This window comes from Microbispora sp. NPDC088329, from assembly GCF_040685655.1.
In the GTDB taxonomy this organism is placed as follows: domain Bacteria; phylum Actinomycetota; class Actinomycetes; order Streptosporangiales; family Streptosporangiaceae; genus Microbispora.
Genome location: NZ_JBFBIP010000015.1, coordinates 205,947 through 230,823, shown reverse-complemented (window position 1 = coordinate 230,823; position 24,877 = coordinate 205,947). Strand labels below are relative to the sequence as shown.

The 24,877-nt window shown below is 71.1% G+C and carries 18 protein-coding genes and 1 pseudogene; 12 read left to right on the top strand and 7 right to left on the bottom strand.

Annotated features, from left to right (window positions below; translation table 11 throughout):
* Positions 1 to 345: 345 nt before the first annotated feature.
* The 5 genes from AB0O28_RS26400 to AB0O28_RS26380 all read left to right on the top strand — a co-directional run bounded on the left by AB0O28_RS26400 (position 346) and on the right by AB0O28_RS26380 (position 7,355).
* Positions 346 to 1,725 (top strand): extracellular solute-binding protein, encoded by a 1,380-nt coding sequence (locus tag AB0O28_RS26400; protein WP_363644564.1) that lies wholly within the window; start codon positions 346 to 348, stop codon positions 1,723 to 1,725.
* A 127-nt stretch (positions 1,726 to 1,852) separates the two neighbouring features.
* Positions 1,853 to 2,776, top strand: coding sequence for a sugar ABC transporter permease (locus AB0O28_RS26395; RefSeq protein WP_363644562.1), 924 nt, complete (start codon positions 1,853 to 1,855; stop codon positions 2,774 to 2,776).
* An 11-nt stretch (positions 2,777 to 2,787) separates the two neighbouring features.
* Positions 2,788 to 3,765, top strand: a complete 978-nt coding sequence (locus tag AB0O28_RS26390) for a carbohydrate ABC transporter permease (protein WP_363644560.1) — start codon at positions 2,788 to 2,790, stop codon at positions 3,763 to 3,765.
* 42 nt (positions 3,766 to 3,807) lie between these two features.
* A complete protein-coding gene (locus tag AB0O28_RS26385; RefSeq protein ID WP_363644558.1) occupies positions 3,808 to 5,376 on the top strand; it encodes a glycoside hydrolase family 13 protein in 1,569 nt (522 codons plus the stop codon).
* Complete coding sequence (locus tag AB0O28_RS26380; RefSeq protein ID WP_363644556.1) at positions 5,373 to 7,355, top strand: glycosyl hydrolase family 28-related protein; 1,983 nt, start codon at positions 5,373 to 5,375, stop codon at positions 7,353 to 7,355. The genes AB0O28_RS26385 and AB0O28_RS26380 overlap by 4 nt, the downstream gene beginning before the upstream one ends.
* Positions 7,356 to 7,428: 73 nt before the next feature.
* Here AB0O28_RS26380 and mscL read toward each other — a convergent pair whose 3' ends face one another.
* The 3 genes from mscL to AB0O28_RS26365 all read right to left on the bottom strand — a co-directional run bounded on the left by mscL (position 7,429) and on the right by AB0O28_RS26365 (position 10,615).
* Positions 7,429 to 7,857 carry a large conductance mechanosensitive channel protein MscL gene (gene mscL, locus AB0O28_RS26375; protein ID WP_363644554.1) on the bottom strand — a complete coding sequence of 143 codons (429 nt, stop codon included), beginning with the start codon at positions 7,855 to 7,857 and terminating at the stop codon, positions 7,429 to 7,431.
* A 282-nt stretch (positions 7,858 to 8,139) separates the two neighbouring features.
* Positions 8,140 to 9,624 (bottom strand): serine/threonine-protein kinase, encoded by a 1,485-nt coding sequence (locus AB0O28_RS26370; protein WP_363644552.1) that lies wholly within the window; start codon positions 9,622 to 9,624, stop codon positions 8,140 to 8,142.
* A complete protein-coding gene (locus AB0O28_RS26365; RefSeq protein WP_030510556.1) occupies positions 9,611 to 10,615 on the bottom strand; it encodes a LacI family DNA-binding transcriptional regulator in 1,005 nt (334 codons plus the stop codon). The genes AB0O28_RS26370 and AB0O28_RS26365 overlap by 14 nt, the downstream gene beginning before the upstream one ends.
* A gap of 390 nt (positions 10,616 to 11,005) precedes the next feature.
* On the opposite strand from AB0O28_RS26365, the gene AB0O28_RS26360 reads away from it, so the two are divergent.
* Positions 11,006 to 11,722 (top strand): DUF305 domain-containing protein, encoded by a 717-nt coding sequence (locus AB0O28_RS26360; protein WP_363644550.1) that lies wholly within the window; start codon positions 11,006 to 11,008, stop codon positions 11,720 to 11,722.
* A gap of 140 nt (positions 11,723 to 11,862) precedes the next feature.
* On the opposite strand, the gene AB0O28_RS26355 is transcribed toward AB0O28_RS26360, so the two are convergent.
* A complete protein-coding gene (locus tag AB0O28_RS26355) occupies positions 11,863 to 12,492 on the bottom strand; it encodes a hypothetical protein (RefSeq protein WP_363644548.1) in 630 nt (209 codons plus the stop codon).
* Between the two features lie 157 nt (positions 12,493 to 12,649).
* Here AB0O28_RS26355 and AB0O28_RS26350 point away from each other — a divergent pair, with 157 nt between their 5' ends.
* The 3 genes from AB0O28_RS26350 (at position 12,650) to AB0O28_RS26340 (ending at position 18,101) form a co-directional block, all read left to right on the top strand.
* Entirely contained in the window at positions 12,650 to 13,333 is a 684-nt protein-coding gene (locus tag AB0O28_RS26350) for a response regulator transcription factor (RefSeq protein ID WP_363644546.1), read from the top strand.
* Between the two features lie 24 nt (positions 13,334 to 13,357).
* A complete protein-coding gene (locus tag AB0O28_RS26345) occupies positions 13,358 to 14,683 on the top strand; it encodes a HAMP domain-containing sensor histidine kinase (RefSeq protein ID WP_363644544.1) in 1,326 nt (441 codons plus the stop codon).
* A gap of 76 nt (positions 14,684 to 14,759) precedes the next feature.
* Positions 14,760 to 18,101: a BTAD domain-containing putative transcriptional regulator gene (locus tag AB0O28_RS26340; protein ID WP_363644542.1), complete on the top strand. Its 3,342-nt coding sequence runs from the start codon at positions 14,760 to 14,762 to the stop codon at positions 18,099 to 18,101.
* Positions 18,102 to 18,104: 3 nt separating this feature from the next.
* Here AB0O28_RS26340 and AB0O28_RS26335 read toward each other — a convergent pair whose 3' ends face one another.
* Together AB0O28_RS26335 and AB0O28_RS26330 are read right to left on the bottom strand one after the other, a co-directional pair.
* On the bottom strand, positions 18,105 to 18,710 hold the full coding sequence (locus AB0O28_RS26335; RefSeq protein ID WP_363644540.1) for a hypothetical protein: 606 nt from the start codon (positions 18,708 to 18,710) through the stop codon (positions 18,105 to 18,107).
* A 145-nt stretch (positions 18,711 to 18,855) separates the two neighbouring features.
* A complete protein-coding gene (locus AB0O28_RS26330) occupies positions 18,856 to 19,716 on the bottom strand; it encodes an SDR family oxidoreductase (RefSeq protein ID WP_363644538.1) in 861 nt (286 codons plus the stop codon).
* A 76-nt stretch (positions 19,717 to 19,792) separates the two neighbouring features.
* Between AB0O28_RS26330 and AB0O28_RS26325 the strand changes: the two genes are divergently transcribed.
* Positions 19,793 to 20,164 (top strand): helix-turn-helix domain-containing protein, encoded by a 372-nt coding sequence (locus AB0O28_RS26325; protein ID WP_363644536.1) that lies wholly within the window; start codon positions 19,793 to 19,795, stop codon positions 20,162 to 20,164.
* An 85-nt stretch (positions 20,165 to 20,249) separates the two neighbouring features.
* Positions 20,250 to 21,026, top strand: coding sequence for an MBL fold metallo-hydrolase (locus AB0O28_RS26320; protein WP_363644534.1), 777 nt, complete (start codon positions 20,250 to 20,252; stop codon positions 21,024 to 21,026).
* 227 nt (positions 21,027 to 21,253) lie between these two features.
* Here AB0O28_RS26320 and AB0O28_RS26315 read toward each other — a convergent pair.
* Positions 21,254 to 22,456, bottom strand: a pseudogene (locus tag AB0O28_RS26315) (RNA-guided endonuclease TnpB family protein).
* Positions 22,457 to 22,664: 208 nt separating this feature from the next.
* Between AB0O28_RS26315 and glgX the strand changes: the two are divergent.
* A complete protein-coding gene (gene glgX / locus AB0O28_RS26310) occupies positions 22,665 to 24,818 on the top strand; it encodes a glycogen debranching protein GlgX (RefSeq protein ID WP_363644532.1) in 2,154 nt (717 codons plus the stop codon).
* Positions 24,819 to 24,877: the final 59 nt, after the last annotated feature.

Genomic DNA, 24,877 nt, shown 5'->3' with positions numbered 1-24,877 from the left:
AGCGCCGGGGGCGGGCGGGTGCGGAGGCCGGCGTAAGACCGTGCCATGTACCACCGCGCCCGCGATGGCCGCGCCCGCGCGGCTCACCTGACCGCCACTATCACGGCCGGCCGGAGCACCCGCCCGCCCTTGAGCGCGTCACGGTACTCCCGCCCATGCGGTACCAGCCCCATGCCCGCGATAGACCGGTCACTGTCACTTTTTTGCAGAGTTAATGATGGACTATTGCTCAGTCCTGCATGCCTCTGTATGTTTCTCGCAACCGAGCGGATCGGGGCGCTCCAGCCGGCCCCCGAGCCGTGTGCTTCGACGGGTCGTGGTGCGCGGTTCCAGAAGGGAACGAGGATGAAATCCCACAAGCTCTCGATACTGCTGGTCTCGGGACTTGCCATTGCAACGGCCGCGGCGTGCGGCACCGACGACAGCGGCAACGGCGGCGACAAGGCCAGTGCGGCGCCCGGCGGCGCGGGGCCGGTGTCGATCTCGGTCAACTGCGAGCCGCCGAAGACGAACAAGGCGGAGCGCGCGACCTTCGAGGAAGACCTTGCGGCCTTTCAGAAGCTGAACCCCACCATCAAGGTGTCGAAGGTCACCGACGCCTTCCCCTGCTACGACCCGCGCACCTTCGAGCCCAAGCTGGCCAGCGGCGAGCTCGAGACGGTGTTCTACGTCAACTTTCCCAACGTCGGCCGCCTGATCGAGAGCGGCCAGGCCGCCGACATCACGCCGTACGTCAACGAGATCAAGACGTTCCAGGACTACAACAGCTCGATCGACCTCTTCAAGAAGGACGGCAAGGTCTACGGTCTGCCGACCGACGGCTACGGCATGGGCCTCGTCTACAACAAAGAGGTCTTCACCAAGGCCGGGCTCGACCCGAACAGTCCGCCCAAGACGTGGGCAGAGGTGCAGGCCGCCGCGAAGAAGATCGCCGCACTCGGGCCCGGCTATGTCGGGTACGGCGAGTACAGCGGGAACAACGTCGGCGGCTGGCACTTCACCGCATCCATCTACGGCCGCGGCGGATCGGTCATCACCGACGACGGCAAGAAGGCCGCCTTCAACACCCCCGAGGGCAAGGCCGTGCTGGAGAACCTCCACCAGATGCGGTGGGCCGACAACAGCATGGGCTCCCAGCTGTACATCGACTGGCCGGCCCTGATGAAGGCCATGGCCGGCGGCAAGATGGGCATGATGCTGGGTGCGCCCGATGTGCTCATCTCGCTGCGCAACGACTTCGGCGGCAAGTTCGAGAACTACGCCATCACGGCCCAGCCCGAGGCCAAGGCGCTGTTCAATGGCGGCGCCGGCTACATGATCAACCCGAAGGCCACGCCGGAGCAGATCAAGGCCGGCCTCAAGTGGATCGAGTACAAGTTCCTCACCCCCGGCAAGGGTCAGTTCGACTACGTGCGGGCCAAGGGCGCGAACCTGACCGTCGGCCAGCCGTACCCCGACCTGTACGGCGCGGACACGCCGTCCGGTCAGGCCGTGAACGACCTGCGCAAGGCGAACGCCAACATCGACGCCGGGCAGTTCGCCGGATGGGTGGAGGGCTCCAAGGGCATCCCGCCGAAGGCCGAGCCGGGGCCGTACGCCCAGGAGATCTACAAGATCCTCGACACTCCGATGTCGGCCGTGCTGACCCGCAAGGACGCGAACATCGATCAGCTCCTGTCCGACGCCGAGTCGAAGGTCAACTCCCTGCTGGCCTCGAAGGGCTGACGGCCCTGATAATCCGGCACTGGTCCGGGGCGTCGCCCGCGGGTGTGATCCGCGCGCGGCCGGCGCCCCGGCGGATCGCGTCCGGGGCGCGTTCCGGGCCACACACGTCGAGATCGGATTCACAACGATGACCACAGCGAGCATCCCGGCAGCGGGCGGCAGGCGGCGGCAGCCGACGAGACTGCGGCGCGCCGTGCGGCGCAACGTGACCGCCTACGGCTTCCTGTGCGGCGCTCTGATTTGTTTCGCGTTCTTCTCCTGGTATCCGATGATCCGGGAGGTCATTCTCAGCTTCCAGAAGACCAACTTCGTGGACCCACCGAAGTGGGTGGGGCTGGAGAACTTCCGTACCGTAATCAACGACCCCGCGTTCGGGCCGGCCTGGATGAACACCGCGGTGTTCACCCTGCTCGCCCTGCTGTGCGGCTACGGGATCCCCTTCGTCACCGCGATCGTCCTCAACGAGCTCCGGCACGCGCGCGCCTACCTGCGCTTCGTCGTCTACCTGCCGGTCATGCTGCCGCCCGCGGTGAGCGTGCTGCTGTTCCAGTGGTTCTACAACCCCGACTACGGGCTGTTCAACCAGGTCCTCGGCCTGGTTCACCTGCCGGGCCTGCAGTGGCTCAACTCGACGAGCACCGCGCTGATCTCGCTGGTCATCGTCTCCACCTGGACGAACATGGGCAGCGGCACGCTGATCTACCTCGCGGCCCTGCAGACCATCCCGAGCGAGCTGTACGAGGCCGCGGAGCTCGACGGCGCCGGCCTGCTGAAGCGCATCTGGCACGTCACCATCCCGCAGACCAAGCTGATCCTGCTGGTGATGCTCCTCTTGCAGATCGTGGCGACGATGCAGGTCTTCATCGAGCCCTACCTGCTCACCGGCGGCGGACCGGAGAACGCCACGGTCAGCGTCGTCTACCTCATGTACCAGTACGCCTTCAACTTCGGCAATCTCAACGCGGGCAACGCGCTCGGCCTGATGCTCATGATCGTGCTGATGGTGTTCTCCGCGATCTACCTGCGCGTCTCGCGCGACAACACGGTGTGAGGGAAGCGATCATGTCCAACACCACTGTCGTGCCCGACCGCTCTGCCGGGACGCCCACCGTCCCCGTCCGCCACGGGGGCGGCGGCGGGCGGCGGCCCCGCAAGCCGTTCGACACGCAGTTCCGCACCGCCGTCTCGCCGCACCAGCTCAACACGACCCGCGGCCGGATCATCTACTGGATCGTGCTGGTGATCGTGGTGGTGAGCTTCACCGCCGCGTTCGTCTTCCCGCTCTACTGGATGGTCACGGGCGCGATGAAGTCCACCGAGGAACTCAACGCGATTCCGCCGACCTTCCTGCCGTCGCACTTCTCCCTGGACGGCTACCTGGAGGCGTGGGATCTGCTGGACCTCGGCACGCTGCTCGGCAACACGGCCCTGTACGCCGGCGGCGCCTGGCTGCTGACACTCGCGGTGGACGTCTCGGCGGCGTACGCCCTGTCGAAGCTCCGTCCGGTGCTCGGCAAGGTCGTGCTGGCCCTGATGCTGTCGACGCTGATGATCCCGCCCATGGTCATCATGCTCCCGGCGTACCTCACGGTGAAGGAAGTGCCGATCTTCGGGTGGAACCTGCTCAACACCCCGTGGGCGATCTGGCTGCCGGCCGCGGCCAACGGCTTCAACGTCTTCCTGCTCAAGCGCTTCTTCGACTCCATCCCCAGGGAGCTGCTCGAAGCCGCCGAGATCGACGGCGCGTCGCCGGGCCGCATCCTGTGGTCGGTGGTGATCCCGATCTCCCGGCCCATCCTCGGGGTGGTCTCGATCCTCACCGTCGTCAACGTCTGGCGCGACTTCGTCTGGCCCCTGCTGGTCCTGCCGGACAGCGACAAGATGTCGGTGAGCATCGGCATCGCCTCGCTCTCCTCGCAGATGCCGCAGAACGTGCTGGTCGCCTCCCTGGTGATCGCGAGTATCCCGACCATCGTCGTCTTCTTCCTCTTCCAGCGGCACATCATGGCCGGTCTCACGGCCGGCAGCCTCAAGGGCTGAAAACCCTCTGTCGCCATCACCCCGTAAGGAGTTGTATTCAGCATGCCCGGCAACACCTCGACCCCCGATTGGTGGCGCGGGGCCGCGATCTACCAGGTCTACCTGCGCAGCTTCGCCGACGGGAACGGCGACGGGACGGGCGACCTGGCGGGGCTGCGGTCACGCCTGCCGTACCTGGCCGACCTCGGCGTCGACGCCATCTGGCTGAACCCGTGGTATCCCTCTCCCATGGCCGACGGGGGCTACGACGTCGCCGACTATCGCAGCATCGAGCCGGTCTTCGGCACCCTGGCCGAGGCGGAGAAGCTGATCGAGGAAGCCCACGGCCTGGGCATCCGTACGATCGTCGACGTCGTCCCCAATCACGCGTCCGACCAGCACGCCTGGTTCCAGGAGGCCCTGGAGGCCGGTCCCGGTTCGGAGGCCCGGGAGCGGTTCTGGTTCCGCCCCGGCGTCGGCGACGGCCCGCCGAACGGCTGGCAGTCGATCTTCGGCGGTCCCGCGTGGACGCGGGTACCGGACGGCGAGTGGTACCTGCACCTGTTCGCCCCCGAGCAGCCCGACTTCAACTGGAACAACCCGGCCGTGCGTCAGGAGTTCCTGGACGTGCTGCGGTTCTGGTTCGACCGGGGCGTGGACGGCGTCCGCATCGACTCCGCGGCCGTCCTCGTCAAGGACCTCGACAGTGTGGAGGAGTCGTACACCGACCACGACGGCGTCCACGAGATCTACCGCGAGTGGCGGCGGGTGTCCGACTCCTACGGCGGGCGCATCCTCATCGGGGAGGTGTGGCTGCCCGACCAGGAGCGGTTCGCCAACTATCTGCGCCCCGACGAGCTCCATACCGCGTTCAACTTCGACTTCCTGTCGAGCGCGTGGGAACCGGCCGCGCTGCGCGGCAGCATCGACCTGACCCTCGCGACCCACGTGCCGATCGGCGCGCCCGCGACCTGGGTGTTGTCCAATCACGACGTCGCCCGTCCCGTCACCCGGTACGGCCGGGCCGTCACGTCCTGGGACAACGCCGAGCGCCGGGACGGCATGCCGTCCGACCTGGAGCTCGGCCGACGCCGGGCGAGGGCGGCGGCGTTGCTGGCGATGGCCCTGCCCGGCAGCGTCTACGTCTACCAGGGGGAGGAGCTCGGCCTGAACGAGGTCGAGGACCTCCCCGAGGAGCTCCTCGACGACCCGATGTGGGAGCGTTCCGGCCACACGGTCCGCGGCCGCGACGGCTGCCGGGTGCCACTGCCGTGGTCCGGCACCGAGCCGCCCTTCGGCTACAGCACCGGCGAGCCCTGGCTGCCGCAACCGGCCGGCTGGCGCGACCTCACGGTGGAGGCCCAGGAGGCCGATCCGGGCTCGATGCTCTGCCTCTACCGCTCGGCCCTGCGTCTGCGGCGCGAGCTGCTCGGCGACGGCACGCTGACCTGGCTGCCGTACGGGGACGAGGTGATCGCGTTCCGCCGCGACTCCGGCCTGGTCTGCCTGGTCAACCTCGGCGCCGAGCCGGTCGCGCTCCCTGAGACGGGTCCGGTGGTGCTGGCCAGCGGCCCGGTCGACGGCGATCTGCTCCCGTCCGACACCGCCGTCTGGATCATGGAGGACCGATGAGGATCCTGCTGGCGGCGGCGCTGGCCGTCACCGGGCTCGTGGTCTTACAGACGCCCGCGTCCGCCTCGGCCTCGGCGAAGGCTCCCGTCGTGACGCGGGCCGCCCTCGACCCGGCGCTCGTCGCCGGGCGCGGGGCCGGCGTCGACTTCGCCGAGCAGGAGGCGGAGAACGCCTCCACCGACGGCACGGTCATCGGCCCCGGCCGCGACGCGTACACGCTTCCCGCGGAGGCGTCCGGCCGCAAGGCGGTCAGGCTGGCCCCCGGGCAGTACGTCGAGTTCACCCTGCCCAAGGCGGCCAACGCGATCACGGTGCGCTACAGCATCCCGGACGCTCCCGGGGGCGGCGGCATCACCGCGCCGCTCGACGTCGCGGTCAACGGCCACAAGCGGGCCACCATGACCCTCACGTCGCAGTACGCCTGGCTCTACAACCAGTATCCGTTCTCGAACGATCCGAACGCGGGGCTGCTGCACCCGGACTGGTGGATCACCGAGTGCTCCTGCGTGCCGGACGCCACCACGCCGGCCCCGGAGATCACCAAGCCGTTCCGCCCGAACCACTTCTACGACGAGCAGCGCCTCCTGCTCGGCCGGACGTACCGGGCGGGTGACACCGTGCGGCTGACGGTCCCGGCCCGGAGCAACGCCACGTGGACCGTCGTCGACCTGCTCGACTCGCACCTCGTCGGCCCGCCGCGGGTGGAGGTCCTCGCGGCGAACGTGCTGGCCTTCGGCGCCGACCCCACCGGCAGGCGCGACTCCGCCGGGGCGATCGACAAGGCCGTCGCCTTCGCGAAGCGTACACACTTGAAGGTCTATATCCCGCCGGGCACCTATCAGGTGAACCGTCACATCGTCGTGGACGACGTGACGATCACGGGTGCCGGCAGCTGGTACACGATCATCAAGGGCCGCCAGGCCGACCTGGACACCCCGGCACCGGACGGCTCGGTGCACACCGGCGTCGGCTTCTACGGCAAGGACGCCTCGGCGGGCGGCAGCCGGGGCGTCCACCTGTCCGGCTTCGCCATCGAGGGCGACGTCCGCGAGCGGATCGACACCGACCAGGTCAACGGCGTCGGCGGCGCGATGAGCGACTCGACCATCGACGGGCTCTACATCCACCACACCAAGGTCGGCATGTGGTTCGACGGCCCGATGCGCAACCTCAAGATCACCAATAATGTCATCGCCGACCAGATCGCCGACGGGCTCAACTTCCACACCGGCGTGACGGGCTCCGTCGTGTCGGGCAACTTCTTCCGCAACACCGGTGACGACGCCATCGCCCTGTGGTCCGACAAGACCGCCGACGCGGGCAACACGGTCGACCACAACACCGTGCAGACACCCGTGCTGGCCAACGGCATCGCGATCTACGGCGGCACGGACAACACGGTCGCGAACAATCTGATCGCCGACCCGATCAGGGAGGGCAGCGCCATCCAGGTCGGCTCCCGGTTCGGCGCCGAGCCGTTCGCGGGCAGGCTCCGCATCAGCGGCAACACGACCGTACGGGCCGGCACGTTCGAGCTGAACTGGAAGATCGGCCTGGGGGCCATCTGGTTCTACGCCCTGGAGAAGGACATCGACGCGGACATCGAGGTCAGCGGCGACCACTACCTGGACAGCACCTACAACGCGATCATGCTGGTCAGCGAGTGGTCGGTGAAGGACCTGTACGCGATCCCGAAGGTCCGCTTCAGGGACATCCGGGTCGACGGCACGGGCACCTCCGTGGTCAGCGCCCGCGTGAAGGGCTCGGCGTCCTTCGAGAACGTGGACGCCCGCAACGTCGGCGCGGTGGGCGTCAACAACTGCGGGGCCTTCAACTTCCCGCCCTCCGGGTCGGAGTTCTCCCTGACCGACCTCGGCGGCAACGACGGCGGCTGGCTCGTCCCCTGGATGCTGCCCAACACCATCACCTGCGACGACCGCCCCCCGGTCGTCCCCCCGCCCGCCCCGTCCCAATGGTGACGCCCCCCGGCTGCAATTGATCCACTGGACTCCCTGCCTCATCCGGGGCTGGGAGTCCTTGCTGTGAGAAGTCTCAGGCAGGGGGCCTTTCGGCGGCGGGAACGATGGACAGCTCAACTGTGCAGAAGGCGCAGCGGCGGGCGTCGACGGGGATGTCCGACAGGCACTCGGGACACTTCTTCTCGGTGGCCTCCTTCTTGGTGTCGAAGAGGCTCAGGAACCGGGTCATCGGCAGGACGACCAGCCAGTAGACCACGGCGGCGACGATCAGGAACGTCAGCATGTGGTTGATGAAGTCGCCGTACTTGAACACCGCGCCGTTGACGGTGAACTTGTAGCTGGAGAAGTCGGGTTGCTTCCCGCCGGTGATGGCCGCGATCAGGGGGGTGATCAGGTCCTGTACGAGGGCCTGGATGAGCCCGCTGAACGTCGCGCCCACGACGACGGCGACGGCGAGCTCCACCAGGTTGCCTCGTAAGAGGAACTTCTTGAATCCGCTCATGGGCAACGGCTATCCGGTTTGCCTCTCCTATGCAAGGGCGTGGGGGAGGGAACCGGTCCGGAGCCGGAGCGATCAATGGCACAGGACGGGATATTCGCCTCACCCGGCGGCCGGCGCACAGAGCAGCGGTGAGACCGGTGTGGGGCTGCCGGGGCTGGGCATCGTCGGCCGGCCCCGCACTAGACTATTATTTCGGTCCCGATGTGGCCGCTTAACGGACCGCGGCCGGACTTTCGGTCTTGACCCAACTCAACAGACGGTTGTTCTGGGAGCGCTCCCACTTCAGGTGTCGCTGGCCTGGGCCAGGGCGGCTTCGACCCGGTCGAGCGCGGCCAGCAGTTCCCCCTTCAACACGAGCGGCAGCCGTCCCTCGCGGTACCGGACTTCGACCTTGGTGCGTATGGCGGACAGCCCCTGGCCGTTGTCGACGGCGTTGCGCAGCACCTGCTTGAGGTCCAGGGCGACGTCGTCGTCGATGTCGTTGGTGGCCTCGGAGCCGTCCACGAGCAGGTTGAACTGCCGGACCGCGGTGTCGATCCGCGGAGGCGGCGCGGCCGTGGCGGCCAGGGGGAGCGGCGCCACGTCGGATCTGCCGGTGGCCGAGGTCTTCGGCCGCCTGACGGTGTCCTCCGCGTGCCGGTCCTTCTTGACGACCTTGACGCTGTGGGAGGGAGTGGCTGTGGGGCGGTGCCGCGCTGTGCGTACGGGGTCCGCGACGGGCGCGACCGTGTGCCGGGGCCGGGTGACGGGCTCGGTGACGGCTTCGACCCGTGGCGGTGGCGAGGCGCTGGCCTGCGCGTACGCGGCCGACGGGCTGGGCAGGACCGCGACGGCTCCGACCTCGGGGCCGCCCGTCTGACTGATCCACAGAATGCCGCCGAGGGCGGCGGCCCCGACGGCGGCGGCACCCCACCCCGCCCCGCGCGGGCCGGGCGGCTTCTTCACCGCGATCAGGGCGGCGGCCACCGCCCGTGCGGTCGGCCGGTCCACGGGGTCGGGGCACAGGCAGCGCCGGCACAGGTCGGCGACCTCCTGCGGCAGGCCCGGCACCCCTTCGGGGGCCGGCGGCGGTCCTTCCCGCCGTGCCGCCTCGATCCCCTCCCAGGTCTTCTCCGGGTACGGCAGGGCGCCCGTGAGCATCTCGAACAGCAGCACGCCGAGCGCGTAGACGTCCACGGCGGGGTCGGCCGTCGTCCCTTTCAGCCGCTCCGGCGCGACGTACGGCGGTGTGCCGAAGTCGGCGACCAGCTGGTCGTCGGCCTCGCCGATGAACGCGGCGATCCCGAAATCGAGCAGCTTGGGCCCGTCGTCGGCGAGCAGCACGTTCTCCGGGGTGACGTCCCGGTGGACGATGCCCCGATCGTGCGCCGCGGCCAGCACCTTCGCCAGCCCGGCGGCGATATCCACCGCTTCGGCCCAGGGCAGGGGGCCCTCGATGATCCGGTCGGCCAGCGACCGGCCCTCAAGCAGGCGCATGACCACGAAGGACGCCAGCCTGCCGCCGTTCGTGACCGTCTCGCCGTAGTCGTAGACCTCGATCGCGTCGGGATGGATCAGCCGGGCGGTGGCCCTCGCCTCCCGCCGCATGAGTTCCCGTCCGGGGTTGTCGTCGTCGAGCGAGCCGTCCAGCACCTTGATCGCGACCATGCGCTGAAGTGACTGGTCGAAGGCACGCCAGATGACCGACATCCCGCCCGTCGCTATGCGCTCCTGGAGCAGATAACGACGGGTCAGGACGTCGCCTTCTTGAAGCTCAGGCCGATTCACGAACCACCAGTTCCGTGGGCAGCACCGGATTGCCCTTGGGATTGTCCCCGTCCCCGAGTGTCATGAGAAGCAGTCGTGCGGCGAGCGTGGCCATTTCCTCGACGGGCTGCCGGACAGTGGTCAGCGTCGGCGAGGTGTGCCTGGCCACGGGCGCGTCGTCGTATCCGATGACGGCCACGTCGTCCGGCACCTTCCGCCCGGCTCGGCGCAGTGTCTGCATCGCCCCGGCCGCCATCACGTCCGACGCCGCGAACACGGCGTCGAGGTGCGGCGCCCGTTGCAGCAGCCACTGCATGGCGTGCGCGCCGGACGCATGGGTGAAGTCGCCGTACGCCACGGGCATGTCGAGCACGCCGGCGTCGCGGAGCGTCTGCCGGAAGCCCTCCAGCCGGTCGCGGGCGGCCGGCAGGGTCGGCGGCCCGGCGATCGTGGCGATGTGCTTGCGGTTGTTGAGCAGCAGGTGCTCGGCCGCCTGCCGTCCGCCGTCACGGTTGTCCATGTCGACGAACGGGAGGTCGATGCCGTCTGGCGGCCGCCCGGCACAGCGCACCGGGACGCCCGAGGCCGCCAGCGTGACCGCGAGGGGGTGCCGCGCCCGTGCGCCGATCAGAAGGACACCGTCGACGGCGCCCGCGACCAGCGGGGGAGCGGCGATGGAGGCGGTCGCAGGGGTCGCGGTCATCACGACCATCGGGACCCCGTGCGTCGTCAGTACCTCCTCGCAGGCGGACAGGAGCCTGGCGTAGAACGGCTCGGTGAAAAGGCGTGGACTGTGCTCGCAGACGACCGCGGCGATGATCTGCTCGGCCCGTCTGCCCGCGGATCCCCTGGGGGCGCGGCGTCGTACATAGCCCAGACGCGACATGGCGTCGTGGACCTGTCGACGGGTCGACGTGGTCACGCGTACCGAGCCGGTCAAGACCCGGGAAGCTGTTGCCGGGGAGACGCCGGCTGCGGCGGCTACCTCTGCGAGGGTGGGAAGATCGGCCATCCGGTCTCCTCGGCCCGAAGGTTCACACGGCTTGGGAGCGCTCCCAAGCGAAAGTATCACTGTTTCGCTCGTGTCAACAGAGGTTTCCTCGGTGTGAAACCTTTCGTAGAGTTTCGCTCCCGTTTGGCACAGTTGGAGGCTAGAGCACGGGGGTGGTCGATGGAAGGGAATGGGGATTTTGACATGAGATGCCCAGCTTGTCCGATAATCACCGTAAATGTGCCGAAATGCCATGTGGGGGCGGCCGGAACGGCTCCCCGGCGGTAGGGTCCTGCGGCGAAGGGATCCCGGACGGATCCGATCGCGCCCGGCATCGGGCCCTCGAGTCCGTCCCCGAGCCAGAACCGGAAAGGCCCTCCTGTGACGACCAGTATGCGCCGGCTCCCTGTCGTGACGGCTCGTGTGACGGGCGCGTTAACGGGCGTGCTCGCGGTGGCCCTGCTCGCCGGATGCGGCGCGCCGGACCCGGCGGGCGAGGCCGCATCGCCCGCACCCGCGGTATCGGCCGAGGCCCCGCCCCCCACCACCATCGAGGCCGCGCCCACCCCCGGTGCGGCGCTCACTCCCGGCGCCGCCACGACCCCCGACGCCGGGCAGACCCCGGACGCCGCGCTCACTCCCACCCCGGGCGGGACCGGCGCGGCGCAGCCGACCGGCGGGGCCAACGCCGCCGACGTGGCGTTCGCCCGGCAGATGATCCCGCACCACCTCCAGGCGCTGGAGATGGCCAGGCTCGCGCAGACGCGGGCGGGTGACCCGTGGGTCGGTCAGCTCGCGGCGAAGGTCGCCACGGCCCGCGACGCCGACATACGCACCTTCCAGGGCTGGCTCGGCCTGTGGGGCGCCGAGCCGCTGCCGCGCGACCACGCGATGCCGGGCACGCAGACCCGGGACGAGATCGAGGCGCTCGCCAAGCTGAACGGCCCGCGCTTCGACCGGAAGTACGTGACGCTGATGATCGAGCACGACAACGGCGCGATCAAGCTCGCCCGGACCGAGCAGGCGGAAGGCGCGTTCCCGGGAGCCAAGGCGCTGGCCGTCGCCACCGCCACCTCCCTGAGCGCCGAGGTCAAGGAGCTGAAGAAGTACCGCGCCCTCCTGGATTAGCGCTCCTGCGCTGTGCCCACTCCTGGGCCGTTGCCGCTTCCGGACCGAGCGGCTCCCGGGCCGAGCTCTCCTCAGCTGAGCCGCTCCCGGACCGAGCCGCTCCCGGAGCGGGCCCACCGGAGTTTGCGGACCCGGCCCGCTCAGTTCTCGTACGTGTCGAGCCTGGGCGGCAGGGCGTTCCAGGTGCAGAACGCGGACGACTCATGGGCGTCCCGGAGGAAGGCGACCCGCAGCCACTGGTCGGTCTCCCAGACCTTGACCTCGTAGCCGTCGTTCGGGGTCGCCGTCACCACTCGGCAGTCCCCGGAGGTCACCGCGATCGTCGCCCTGCCGCCCTTCAGCGTGAACGTGTGCAGGCTCTCCCCGCCCGCGGCCTCGCGCGGCCGGGTGGTGAGCGAGGGCTCCATCGATTCCGCCGGCCGAGTGGAGCGGGGCGGGCGCGGTTCCGGGAAGGTCCGCGCGGTCCGCGGCGGCGTGACGGTGGCCCGGGCCCGGGAGGGCGACGGATGGCCGGGCGTCGCGTCTGAGGGGGACGGTTTTCCGGACGGCTTCCCGGACGGGCCGCCGGAGGCCTCGCCGTCCGGGGTGGCCGGCGGGGCGGGGGCGTCGGGGGAGGTGGACAGGGGCGCGGCGACGGCGACCACCGGGGCGAGAGGCGCCTCGTCCAGGATCGCGCTGCGCAGCACGTCGCGCACGCCGAGCCAGGACACACCGACGGCGAGCGCGGTGGCCCCGCACCAGGCGACCAAGTAACCTGCGGCCCTTCTCATGGGCCGCTCACTCTATCTCGCGATCTGTAAAGGTCGCCCGGTCCTTTTTCGGACACCTCTTATGGATTTTTGCCTGCCTTAAATCGCCGCGAATCCCCGTGTTTCGGGTCGCTCTTCCCGGGACGCCGTACCAGGAGGGAGTGTACGTTTCTTCCCCATGGCGACCGTTCTGGTGGTTGAGGACGATGAGTTCGTCCGGTCCGCGATCATCCGTGACCTGACCGGGCGCAGCCACGCGGTCCGCAGCGCGGGCCGCGCGCTCGACGCCCTGCGGGAGATCGCCCACGCCGCTCCCGACGTGGTCGTCCTCGACCTGGGGCTGCCCGATCTCGACGGCGCGGAGGCGCTGAAGATGCTCCGGGCGATCTCCGACGTACCGGTCATCGTGGCGACCGCGCGGGACGACGAGGCGGAGATCGTCCGCCTGCTGCGCGGCGGCGCGGACGACTATCTGGTCAAGCCCTTCTCCGGCGACCACCTCAACGCCCGCCTTGAGGCCGTGCTGCGCCGGGCCAGGCCCGGGGCGCCCTCGTCGGTCGCGAGGGTCGGCGGCCTGGTCGTCGACGCCGACCGCAGGGAGGCCCGCCTGGACGGAGCGCCCCTCGATCTCACCCGCAGGGAGTTCGACCTGCTGGCCTACCTCGCCGCCCGTCCCGATCGGGTGATCTCCCGCAGGGAGTTGCTGGCCGAGGTGTGGCGGCAGTCGTACGGGGACGACCAGACGATCGACGTCCACCTGTCCTGGCTGCGGCGCAAGCTCGGCGAGAGCGCCTCCCACCCCCGATATCTGCACACCGTGCGGGGTGTCGGCGTACGCCTCAGTCCCCCTCCCGGGGACTGAGTCCCGGGCCGGACGGGAGCGGCGGTGAGACGGAGCCTGGCCCTGGTCGCGGTGGCCGTGACGGCGATGGTCGCGCTGGCCTTCCTCATCCCGCTGGCCGTGGCGGTTAAGGAGATCGCCGAGAGCCGCGCGCTCGCGGACGCCGAACGCCAGGCCGCCACGATCGTGCCCGCCCTCGTGGTGACCGACGACGCGGCCGCGCTGGAGCGCGCGCTGGCCAGCACCCCGGCGGGAGCCTCGCGCCTGGCCGTCCACTTTCCCGGCGGGCGTACGGTGGGCCGGTCCCGGGTCGCGCCCGCCGACGTCGCGAGCGCGGCCGAGAGCGCCAGGACCGTGCCGGTCGGCAAGGGATACGTGCTGCTCAGGCCGGTCGCGCTGGGCGGCGGGCGGCGGGCCGTCATCGAGGTGTACGCGCCCGAGGCCGACGCGAGGAAGGGCGTGTCCACCTCCTGGGCCGTGCTGACCGGCGTCGCGGTCACCCTCGTGGTGGGGTCGGTGGTGGTGGCCGACCGGCTCGGGGCCCGGGTGGTCCGGGCGGCCCGCCGCCTCGGGCAGGCGGCGGCGGCACTCGGGGCGGGAGACCTGACGGTGCGCATCGTCCCGGACGGCCCGCCCGAGCTGGTGGCCGCGGGACGCGCGTTCAACACGATGGCCGACCAGGTGGCGGCACTGCTCGCGGCCGAGCGCGAACTCGCCGCCGACCTGTCGCACCGGCTGCGCACCCCGCTGACCGCGCTGCGGCTCAACCTCGGCGGCACCGGTCCCGAGGCCGAGCAGCGCAGGCTCGCCATCGACCGGCTCGAACAGGCCGTGGACGAGATCATCGAGGCCGCCCGTCGGCCGTCCCGGCCCGCACCGGCACGCTGCGACGCCGCGCTCGTGCTGCGGGAACGGCTCGCCTTCTGGTCGGCGCTGGCCGAGGACCAGGCGCGGCCGTGGCAGCTCGTCGGCGCGGACGAGCCCAGTCCGGTGCCGGTCGCCGCGGCCGATCTCGGTGCGGCGGTCGACGCGCTGCTCGGCAACGTCTTCCGTCACACGCCGCAGGGCACGGCCTTCCGCGTCACCCTGCACCGGGGGAGCGGCATGGTGGGCATCCTCGTCGCGGACGCGGGCCCGGGCATCCCCGATCCGGAGAAGGCGCTGCGGCGGGGCAACAGCGGGGCCGGCTCCACCGGGCTCGGCCTCGACATCGCCCGGCGCCTGGCCGAGTCGACGGGCGGCGGGGTGCGCGTCGAGCCGTCGGCGCTCGGAGGGACCGGCGTCAACGTGTGGCTGCGTACCGACGGCCGGGCCGCGAGCCCGCGTCGCGGTCTGCTGAGGCGCGCCCGCGCCCGCGGTTCCCGTCACTGACCCTTTGTCGTAGATCGTCCGAAAATACCGACCGGGGCGGGATACATTCGGGGGACCGCAACCGGAGGAGATCGCGTTGGAGTTCCGCGTGCTCGGCCCGGTCGTCGTGCTCGACGACGGAGGGGCGCCGCTCGACGTCGGCCCGTCCCAGCAACGGGCGGTCCTGGCTCTGTGCGTGCTGGCGGCGCCGCGTCCGGTGAGCATGGCCAGGATCGTGGACGCGCTCTGGGAGCAGGAGCCGCCGCCGGGGGCGGTCAACACGGTCCAGGCGTACGTGTCGAAGCTGCGGCGCGTGCTCGAACCCGGCCGGGTGCGCAGGGCGAGGGCGTCGGTGCTGGTGAGCAGGCCGGGCGGGTACGCGCTCGAGCTGCCACCCGAAAGCTTGGACCTGGGCCGCGCCGAGGCCGCCGTCGCGGCGGGCAGGCGGCTGCTCGAGGCGGGCGACCACGCGGGAGCCGCCGAGCGGCTCCGCCTGGCCCTGGCCGAATGGCGGGGCGAGCCGCTGGCGGGGTTCGAGGACGAGCCCTGGGCGCGCGACGAGATCGCCCACCTCGCGGAGCTCAGGCTCTCGATCATCGAGGACGTGGCCCAGGCCGAGCTCGCGCTCGGGGCGGGGCGGGCGCTGGTGCCCGAGCTGACGAGGCTCGTGACGGCGCATCCCCTGCGTGAGCGGCTGCGCCGGCTCGGCGCGCACGCCCTCTACCAGGCCGGTCGTCAGGCGGACGCGCTCGCCCTGCTCGCCGAGGGCCGCCGGCTGCTCGTCGGCGAGCTGGGCCTGGACCCCGACCCGGGCTCCCGGGAGCTGGAGCGGCGGATCCTGGAGCAGGACCCCTCGCTGAGGCCCCCGCCCGCAGCTCCCCGCGCCCCCGAGACCGTGGCCCCCGAGACCGTGGCCCCCGAGACCGCAGCCCCCATGACCGTGGCTTCCGCGGCCGCGGCCCCCGCGACGGCGCCTTCCGTCACCGGTGCCGGGACGGACACGGGCGGCGCCGGACGGCAGGAGGGCGCGCTCATCGGGCGGTCCGCCGAATCACACGTGCTGCGCCGCGCCGTCGCCGCGGACGGCACGCGGATCGTGCTCGTGGCGGGCGAGCCGGGCATCGGCAAGACCAGCCTGGCGGAGGACGCCGCGGCGCACGCGCCGGTGGCGGTCTTCGGCCGCTGCTGGGACGGCACGGGCGCGCCGCCGTTCTGGCCCTGGGCCCAGGCCGCGCGGCAGCTGACCGGACGGCACGGCGAACTGGCCGAGGTGCTCGGCGCGACCGGGGAGTTCGCGCTGTATGAGGCGTTCGCCCGCCTGGTGGCGGAGCACGCCGCGGCGCAGAGCAGAGTGCTGGTCGTCCTCGACGACCTTCAGTGGGCCGACGCCTCGTCCCTGCGCCTGCTGGAGTTCCTCGCCACCACGCGGGCGTGCCCCGGGCTGACCGTGATCGCGACGTACCGCGACACGGAGGTCGGCGGGCCGCTGTCCCGAACGCTCGCCACGCTCGTACGGCTGCCGCAGGTCGAGCGGATCACACTGGGCGGCCTCGGCGAGGACGCCATCGCCGAGTATCTGCGGCGTGCGGGCGGGGACGCCACGCGGGCGGCGGAGGTGGCGAGACGGACCGGCGGCAACCCCTTCTTCCTCGGCGAACTCGTCCACCTGGACGGCGGCGAGGCGCCGGCCGCGGTCGCCGACGTGCTGCGCGGCAGGATGGCGGCGATGCCTCCCGGCGCGCCCGGCGTCCTGTCGGCGGCGGCGCTGCTGGGCCGCGACGCGCCGCTGGACGTCCTGCTCGACGTGGTGCACGACGTGATGGACGTGCCGCGCGACGAGGTGCTCGACGTGCTCGACGCGGCCGTCCGGGCGCGCCTGCTCACCGAGCACGACCTCGTCTACCGGTTCGCCCACGACATCGTTCGCGACGTGCTGCGCGACGGCCTCGCCCCGCTGCGCAGGCGCCGCCTGCACGCCGCCATCGCGGCCGTGCTCGAACGGCGCGGCACGCACCTGGCGGAGCTGGCGCACCACTACCGCGAGGGGCTGGTCATCTCCGGCATGGCGGCCAAGGCGATCGAGTACGCCCGGCAGGCGGCCGCCCACGCCATGGCCCAGTTCGCCTACGAGGACGCCGTCGAGCACCTGCGGCACGCCGTCGCCCTCACGGGTCAGCTTCCGGTGCCCGCCGCGAGCGGGAGCCGGGCGCTGCGATGCGACCTGCTGCTCGGCCTCGCAGAGGCGCAGTCGGCGGCCGGGATGAGCACGCAGGTCCACGCCTCGCTGGAGGAGGCGGCCGAGATCGCCGACGCTCTCGGGGACGACGACCGGCTGGCCCGCGCCGCGCTCGGGTTCTCCGATCCGCTGTCGTGGGCGATGTACGAGGAATGGGCCGCGGGCAGCGCGCTGACCGGGCGGATCGAGCGGGCGCTGCGGAGCCAGGAGGAGGGCTCGCCGTGGCGGTCCCAGCTCCTGGCGGCCTTCGCCATCACGGGCTGTTTCACCCGGCCGGTAGAGGAGAGCGTCGCGCTCGCGGCGGAGGCCGTACGGGAGGCCCGCCTGCGGGGCGACGACGGGTCGCTGCTGCGCGCGCTGAGCGCGTACGAGATCCTCTCGCGCGGGGTCGCCGGGCACGCCGAGCGGCAGGCGGCCATCGACGAGATGACCGAGGTGGCCCGCAGGAGCGGGGACCTGGTGGCCGAATGGCTGGCCCGCGAGGCCGAACACGTCGAGCTGGTCAAACAGGGCGAGCTGGAGCGGGCGTACCGGCTGCTGACCTGGCTGTCGGACACCGCGCGCAGGATCCGGCAGCCCGCCCTGCTCAGTCTCAGCGCCTGGCTGTCGGCGATCCACGCCTACCTTCGCGGTGACCCCGGCCGCGCCCTGGAGGAGGCGGAGGAGTCGGCCCGGCTCCATCCGGAGGGCGCGCTCGGCCGCGACCACGCCGAGAGCCGGGCCGGCGTGTTCCGCTGCCTCGCGGCGCGAATGCGGGGTGACGCGGCGGCGGCGCTGACACTGGCGGAGGAGGCGCTGGCGCGCCGGCCGGGCCAGCCGGGATGGCGGGTGCTGCGCTGCGCGGCCCTGCTCGACCTCGGCAGGAGGGAGGAGGCCCTGGAGGTCTTCGCCGGTCTGGCCCGCGACGACTTCGCCGGGGTGCGGGGCGATTTCGCCTACCGGTTCATTCCCGACCTGCTGAGCGAGGCATGCCTGGCGTTGCGCGACACGGCCGCGGCGTCCGCGCTGCGCGAGCTGCTCCTGCCACACCGGGGCCGCCTGCTCGGCTGGGCGGTGACCGACCTGTGCCTGGCCCGCCTGGCGCTCGCCCGCGACGACCGCGAGACCGCGCGGCGTCACCTGCGGGACGCGCTCGCCCTCGTCCGCCACTCGGGGGCCACCCTGCACGAGAAGCCGATCCTGGCCCTGCAGACCCGCGTGTGACGGTCAGTGGGCGAGCCTGACGGAGGTGGCGATGCTCCACGGGCCGCAGTCGGAGCCGAAGGTGCCGCGATCGCAGCCCTGGACGACGAAGGCGATCCGGCCGACCGCGTGGCCGTTGGTGGTGCTGCAGACGCCGTTCCCGCAGTAGGGGTCGATGGAGTAGGCGCCGCTCCACGGAGTCAGCCTGCCGACCTTCACCTGGGTGGCGGGACCGCCGTCCATGCTCCAGCGGACGTTGAAGAAGTCCCAGTCACGGCCGAGGCCGCTCCAGCGGAACACGGCCTTGCCCTGCGCGGAGTAGGCGCGGACGAGGGCGCCTCCACCGAGGTCGGGCGACCAAACGATCTTGCCGTTGCGGAACTCCTGGTAGGAACCGCGCTTGCCGGCGAAGCCGTACTCCTTGGTGATGGGGCAGCCGTACACGCTGTTCCCGCCGCCGTTGGACCGCCACAGGTCGCCGACCAGGCTGCCGGAGGGGGCCACGAGGGCGGGGTCGCAGGTGGCCGCGGCGGCGGGGGAGACGCCGGCCGCGAAGGCGATGGCCGCGGCGCCGGCAGCGGTGACGACAGCGGTGGCGAGGCCGAGGGGGGAACGGGAGGCGCGGCCCATCGGACTGGTCCTTTCCTGGACGGGGTGAACGCCTCAGGTGTACGACCGGCCGCTTGCAGCGGGCCGACATGACTTGCGAACCGCTTGCCCGGCACGGCGACGGCGGTGGGCGACCGGGGCCATGCGGGTCCCCGGCCGCCGCCGGTCACTCGCCGTTCTTCAGGGCTTCCGCGAGGGTGTCACGCAGCGGCGTGGTCGGCCGGCCGATGAGACGGGACAGGTCGCCGGGGGTGTCGCCGAGCCAGCCGTCCGCGATACCGGCGTCGACCTGCGCGAACAGGGCCGCGACCGGTGCGGGCATGCCGCTCGCCTCCAGCGCCTTGGCGTACTCCGCGACGGGCAGGTCCCGATACTCGACCGGCGTGCCGGCCAGCTCGGAGACCACGGCGGCCAACTCGGGCATGGTCCAGGCGACGTCGCCCGTCAGCTCGTACACCGCGCCCTGGTGTCCCTCGGTGGTCAGGACCGCCGCCGCGGCGGCGGCGAAGTCGGCGCGGGCCGCCGAGGCGACGCGGCCGTCGCGGACGCTGCCCGCGATGACACCGCTCCGCGCGCCCTGCCGGGCCGCCGCGACGTAGTTCTCGTGATACCAGCCGTTGCGCAGGAAGGCGAAGGGCAGCCCGCTCGCGCGGATGTGCTCCTCGGTCGCCTTGTGGTCGGGCGCGAGGCCCAGCGGGGTGGTCTCGGCGTGCGGGATGCTCGTGTAGGCGAGCAGTTCGACGCCCGCGGCCCGGGCCGCGTCCACCACGGCCTTGTGCTGGTCGACGCGCCGGCCCGGCTCGCTGCCGGAGATGAGCAGGACCCTGGTCGCTCCCTCGAAGGCCGGCCCCAGCGTGGCGGGACGGTCGTAGTCGGCCTCGCGCACCTCGATGCCCCGCTCGGCCAGGTCGGCCGCCTTCTGCGGGCTGCGCACCGCCGCGACGATCCGCGAGGCGGGCACGCGCGCGGCGAGCTCCTCGACGACCAGCCGGCCGAGGTGCCCGGTGGCTCCGGTCACGACAATCATGGTTTCTCCTCCGCAGTGCTTTACTTTAGTTAGTGCTTTCTATCAGAAAGTACTACGGGAGCGTAAGCTGACGGCCATGGAGGAGTTCGAGGACCTCGTCGCCGACGTCTTCTCGCGCAGGTGCACCTCGCGCACGGTGCTGGAGACGATCACCGGCCGGTGGGCGATCCTGGCGCTGGCGGCCCTGTACGAGGGGCCCTACCGCTTCAACGCGCTGCGCCGCCGGGTGGACGGGGTCAGCGAGAAGATGCTGTCCCAGACCCTTCAGGCACTCGAACGCGACGGCATGGTGCTGCGGGAGGCCGAGCACACGATCCCTCCCAGGGTCGAATACAGCCTCACGCCCCTCGGCCGGGAGGCCGCCGAGCGCCTGCTTCCCCTCCTCGCCTGGACGGAGGAGCGCATGCCCGAGGTCGTCGCCGCACGGGAGCGCCACGAGGGACGGTGACCACGCGGGACGGTGACGCTCGCGACGGTGACCCGGGCAAGCCCGCGCCAAGTTCGGAACAAGACCGCCCGCCGAGCCTGGGGGCATGGACACACAGCTGACAGGTCCCTGGCGGATCGCGCCCGACGCGGTGCTGGTCCCGGTGATCGAACCCGCCGCGGCGGGTTACGCGCACACCAACTCGATGGTCATCACCGGGCGCGAGCCGGTGATCGTGGACACCGGCGCCGCCGGGAACCGCGAGCGCTGGGTCGAGGACGTCTTCTCGGTCGTGGAGCCGCGGGACGTGCGGTGGATCTTCCTGAGCCACGACGACCCCGACCACGCGGGCAACCTGGAGATCGCGCTGGAGATGTGCCCGGCCGCGACGCTGGTCACGGGGGCGCCCGTGCGCCCGGGTCGCGGCTTCGCGCCGCCGCCGGGCCGTACGCGATGGATCGCCGACGACGAGTCGTTCGACGCGGGCGACCGGCGGCTGACCGCGGTGCGGCCCCCGTTCTACGACGCGCCGGCGACCCGCGGGCTGTACGACGACCGCAGCGGCGTCTACTGGGCGGCCGACTGCTTCGGCGCCGAGGCGCGGGCCGCGACCGCGGACGCCGGGGAGCTCCCCCCGGACGACCACCTGGAGGCCGTGCGCGCCTTCGCCGCCGCGCTCAGCCCCTGGCACCACTGGCTCGACCCACGGATTTTCGGCCGCCACGTCGACCGGATCGCCGCCATGGAGATCATCGCGATCGCCTCGGCCCACGGGCCCACCGCGACCGGTGACCGCGTCGCCGGGGTGATCGACGCCGTACGCGGCCTCGCCGGGGCGCCGCCCGCCCCGCCGGTGACGCCCGCCGGGGCCCCTTGCCGGTGACCGCTGCCGATGACCCTCGCCGGTGACGCGCGCCGATGACGGACGGTGACGCGGCCACGATCCGGCCGGGAGGCCGTCCCATGGCCGCGCCCGGCGAGTCCGGCCAGGTCACGGGTGCTTTGCCCGCCGATGGCCGGTCCACCCCGTTGCCATACACGCAGTTAACGTGGCGAGACTGTCGGAGCCTTTTCTGGGCAGGCACGATGTCTTTTGACTTCCTCCTCCGCCTAATGGCAGGGGATTCCACCCCTCACGGGCTGGGTTTCCTGCTTCACTGCAGACCGCCGAAGGGAGGACCCTTGCGGACTTACGTCAGCTCCACAGGCGGACACCGCTCGACCAGCGGCCAGAATGTTCTTGGCGGCGTTGACGTCCCGGTCGTGCCGGGTGCCGCAGCCCGGGCACATCCAGTGCCGGGTGGAAAGGTTGAGGGTGGCAAGCAGGTGCCCGCACGCGCTGCACGTCTTGGACGAGGGGTACCAGCGGTCGATCACGACCAGGAGTCGGCCGTGCTTGACGGCCTTGTATTCGAGTTGGCGGCGGAACTTGCCCCACCCGGCATCGGAGATCGCCCGGGCGAGGTGCCGGTTGCGGACCATGCCTTTGACATTGAGGTCTTCGATAACGAGCAGGTCGTGGTCGCGGACCAGCCGGGTGCTGGTTTTGTGCAGGAAGTCGGCGCGGGCATCGCGGACCTTGGCGTGGGCGCGGGCGACCTTCGCCCTGGCCTTGGCCCGGTTGTTCGACCCGCGCTGCTTGCGGGCCGTACGTCGCTGGTAGCGGGCCAGGTTCCTGGCCTTGCGGTCCAGATGACGCGGGTTGGGGATCTTCTCCCCGGTGGACAGGACGGCGAAGTCGCTCACGCCCAGGTCGATGCCGACCGAGGCCCCGCCTGCCGGAAGCGGCTCGGGTTCGGTGGCTTCCTCCACAGCCAGGGAGGCGTACCAGCGGCCGTCAGGGTCACGGGTGATGGTCACGGTCGTAGGGTTGATCGTCGCCGGGTCCAGGCGGGGCCAGGACCACACGAGTTTCAGCGGCGCGTCCATCTTCGCCAGATACAGTTGCCGGTCGCGCCAGCGGAACGCGCTGCGCGTGTAGGTGGCCGACTGGCGGCCGTGGCGGGACTTGAACCGCGGGTATTTGGTGCGTCCGGCGAAGAAGCTCACGAACGCCGTGTACTGGTGCCGCAAAGCTTGCTGGAGCGGGACCGAGGACACCTCGTACAGGAAGTCGTGTTCGCCGCCGCGTTTCAGCTTGGTCAGGTACCGGTCGGTTTCGGCGTAGGAGGTTGTCACGCCCTAGGTGGGGTAGCGGGCCTGCCGCCATGCGAGGACCGTGTTCCAGACCAGGCGTACGCAGCCGAACGTGCGGTTCAGCACCGTTGCTTGTTCGGGGGTGGGGTAGACCCGCATCTTGTAGGCCGTACGCATGTTCGGATTTTACTGTCCCTTCGTTTTCTTGGTCAGCGAAAGGAGCAAAGTCGATGAACGCTTCGCGCTCTGGGAACGACACTCAATACCACGATCTCGCAGACGGGGTCTCCGCGAGGGGACGGACCGCGAGCGAGCGCGACCATAGAGCCGGTGGGCTCCGGGACCTTCCCGGCATGACCGCCGAGCCGGAGGGCGAGGAGGTCCGATGAGGGAGATCTGGCCGGGGGATTCCTATCCGCTCGGAGCGACGTACGACGGCGCGGGCACGAACTTCGCGCTCTTCTCGGAGGTGGCCGAGCGCGTCGAGCTGTGCCTGTTCGACGACGACGGCAACGAGGAGCGCGTCCCGCTGACCGAGGTGGACGGCTTCGTCTGGCACTGCTACCTGCCGGGGGTGGGGCCGGGCCAGCGGTACGGCTACCGCGTCCACGGGCCCTACTCGCCCGCCGAGGGCCTGCGCTGCAACCCCAACAAGCTGCTGCTCGATCCGTACGCCAAGGCGGTGGAGGGCTCGGTGCAGTGGGACCAGGCGGTGTACGGCTACCGCTTCGGGGAGCCGGACAGCCGGGACGACAGCGACTCGGCGCCGTACGTGCCGAGGTCGATCGTCGTCAACCCGTTCTTCGGGTGGGGGCACGACCGGCCGCCGGCCACGCCGTACCACGACACGGTCATCTACGAGGCCCACGTGCGCGGCCTGACGATCAGCCACCCGAAGATCCCCGAGCGGATCCGGGGCACGTACGCCGCCCTGGGGCACCCCGAGATCATCGATCACCTGCTCTCGCTCGGCGTCACCGCGATCGAGCTCATGCCGGTCCACCAGTTCGTGACCGACCACATGCTGGAGAAGCGGGGGCTGTCCAACTACTGGGGCTACAACACGATCGGCTTCTTCGCACCGCACAACGCCTACTCCAGCTCGGGGCAGCGCGGCGGGCAGGTGCTGGAGTTCAAGGCGATGGTGAAGGCCCTGCACGAGGCGGGCATCGAGGTCATCCTCGACGTCGTCTACAACCACACCTCGGAGGGCAACCACCTGGGCCCGACGCTGTCCATGCGGGGCATCGACAACGCCAACTACTACCGGCTGGTCGAGGACGACCGGCGGTACTACATGGACACGACCGGCACCGGCAACAGCCTGCTGATGCGCAGCCCGCACGCACTCCAGCTGATCATGGACTCGCTGCGCTACTGGGTGCGCGACATGCACGTGGACGGCTTCCGCTTCGACCTCGCGGCCTCGCTCGCCCGTGAGCTGCACGAGGTCGACCGGCTGAGCGCGTTCTTCGACCTCGTCCAGCAGGACCCGGTGCTGTCGCAGGTCAAGCTCATCGCGGAGCCGTGGGACGTCGGCCCCGGCGGCTACCAGGTCGGCAACTTCCCGGCCCGCTGGACCGAGTGGAACGGCCGATACCGCGACACCATCCGCGACCTGTGGCGGGGCGAGCCCGCCGCGCTGCCGGAGTTCGCCAGCCGCCTGACCGGGTCGAGCGACCTCTACCAGGACGACAGCCGCCGCCCCGCCGCGTCGATCAACTTCGTCACCTGCCACGACGGCTTCACGCTGCAGGACCTGGTGTCGTACAACGGCAAGCACAACGAGGCCAACGGCGAGGACAACCGCGACGGCGCGGACGACAACCGCTCCTGGAACTGCGGGGTGGAGGGCCCGGCCACCGGGCCGGTCGCCCAGCTCCGCGAGCGGCAGAAGCGCAACTTCCTGGCCACGCTGTTCCTGTCGCAGGGCGTGCCGATGCTGTCGCACGGCGATGAGATCGGCCGCACCCAGCAGGGCAACAACAACTCCTACTGCCAGGACAACGAGATCAGCTGGGTCGACTGGGGCGCGATCCTGGAGGCCGGCGCCAGGGACTCCGGTGCCAAGGACGACGCGGGGACGCGGGAGAAGCGCCAGCTGCTCGAGTTCACCCGGCGCGTCGCCCGGCTGCGCCGCGACCACCCTGTCTTCCGCCGCCGCCGCTTCTTCTACGGCCGTCCCGTACGCGGATCGCACGACCAGCTGAGCGACATCGCCTGGCTCACGCCGTCCGGCACGGAGATGACCGACGCCGACTGGACGAACGGCTACGCCAAGGCGCTCGCGGTGTTCCTGAACGGCGACGCCATCACCGAGCCCGACCGGCGCGGCCGGCGGATCAGCGACGACTCGTTCCTGCTGCTGTTCAACGCCCACCACGAGGTCATCAAGTTCACGATCCCCGACGACTACGGCGAGTTGTGGGCGACCGAGCTGGACACGGCGATGCCGGTGCTGAGCGAGTCACGCGTGTGCCGGGCCGGCGAGGCCGTTCCCGTGAACGGGCGCTCGGTGCGGGTGCTGCGGCGCGTGTGAGCCGTACGCCGGCCCCGTGGGCCAACAGTTGGGCTGACCAGCGGTTATGCCGCAATAAA

Coding starts and splice junctions, on each gene's coding strand:
- AB0O28_RS26400 (WP_363644564.1), top strand. CDS start 346: ATGAAATCCCACAAGCTCTCGATACTGCTGGTCTCGGGACTTGCCATT.
- AB0O28_RS26395 (WP_363644562.1), top strand. CDS start 1,853: ATGACCACAGCGAGCATCCCGGCAGCGGGCGGCAGGCGGCGGCAGCCG.
- AB0O28_RS26390 (WP_363644560.1), top strand. CDS start 2,788: ATGTCCAACACCACTGTCGTGCCCGACCGCTCTGCCGGGACGCCCACC.
- AB0O28_RS26385 (WP_363644558.1), top strand. CDS start 3,808: ATGCCCGGCAACACCTCGACCCCCGATTGGTGGCGCGGGGCCGCGATC.
- AB0O28_RS26380 (WP_363644556.1), top strand. CDS start 5,373: ATGAGGATCCTGCTGGCGGCGGCGCTGGCCGTCACCGGGCTCGTGGTC.
- mscL (WP_363644554.1), bottom strand. CDS start 7,857: ATGAGCGGATTCAAGAAGTTCCTCTTACGAGGCAACCTGGTGGAGCTC.
- AB0O28_RS26365 (WP_030510556.1), bottom strand. CDS start 10,615: ATGGCCGATCTTCCCACCCTCGCAGAGGTAGCCGCCGCAGCCGGCGTC.
- AB0O28_RS26355 (WP_363644548.1), bottom strand. CDS start 12,492: ATGAGAAGGGCCGCAGGTTACTTGGTCGCCTGGTGCGGGGCCACCGCG.
- AB0O28_RS26350 (WP_363644546.1), top strand. CDS start 12,650: ATGGCGACCGTTCTGGTGGTTGAGGACGATGAGTTCGTCCGGTCCGCG.
- AB0O28_RS26335 (WP_363644540.1), bottom strand. CDS start 18,710: ATGGGCCGCGCCTCCCGTTCCCCCCTCGGCCTCGCCACCGCTGTCGTC.
- AB0O28_RS26330 (WP_363644538.1), bottom strand. CDS start 19,716: ATGATTGTCGTGACCGGAGCCACCGGGCACCTCGGCCGGCTGGTCGTC.
- AB0O28_RS26325 (WP_363644536.1), top strand. CDS start 19,793: ATGGAGGAGTTCGAGGACCTCGTCGCCGACGTCTTCTCGCGCAGGTGC.
- AB0O28_RS26320 (WP_363644534.1), top strand. CDS start 20,250: ATGGACACACAGCTGACAGGTCCCTGGCGGATCGCGCCCGACGCGGTG.
- glgX (WP_363644532.1), top strand. CDS start 22,665: ATGAGGGAGATCTGGCCGGGGGATTCCTATCCGCTCGGAGCGACGTAC.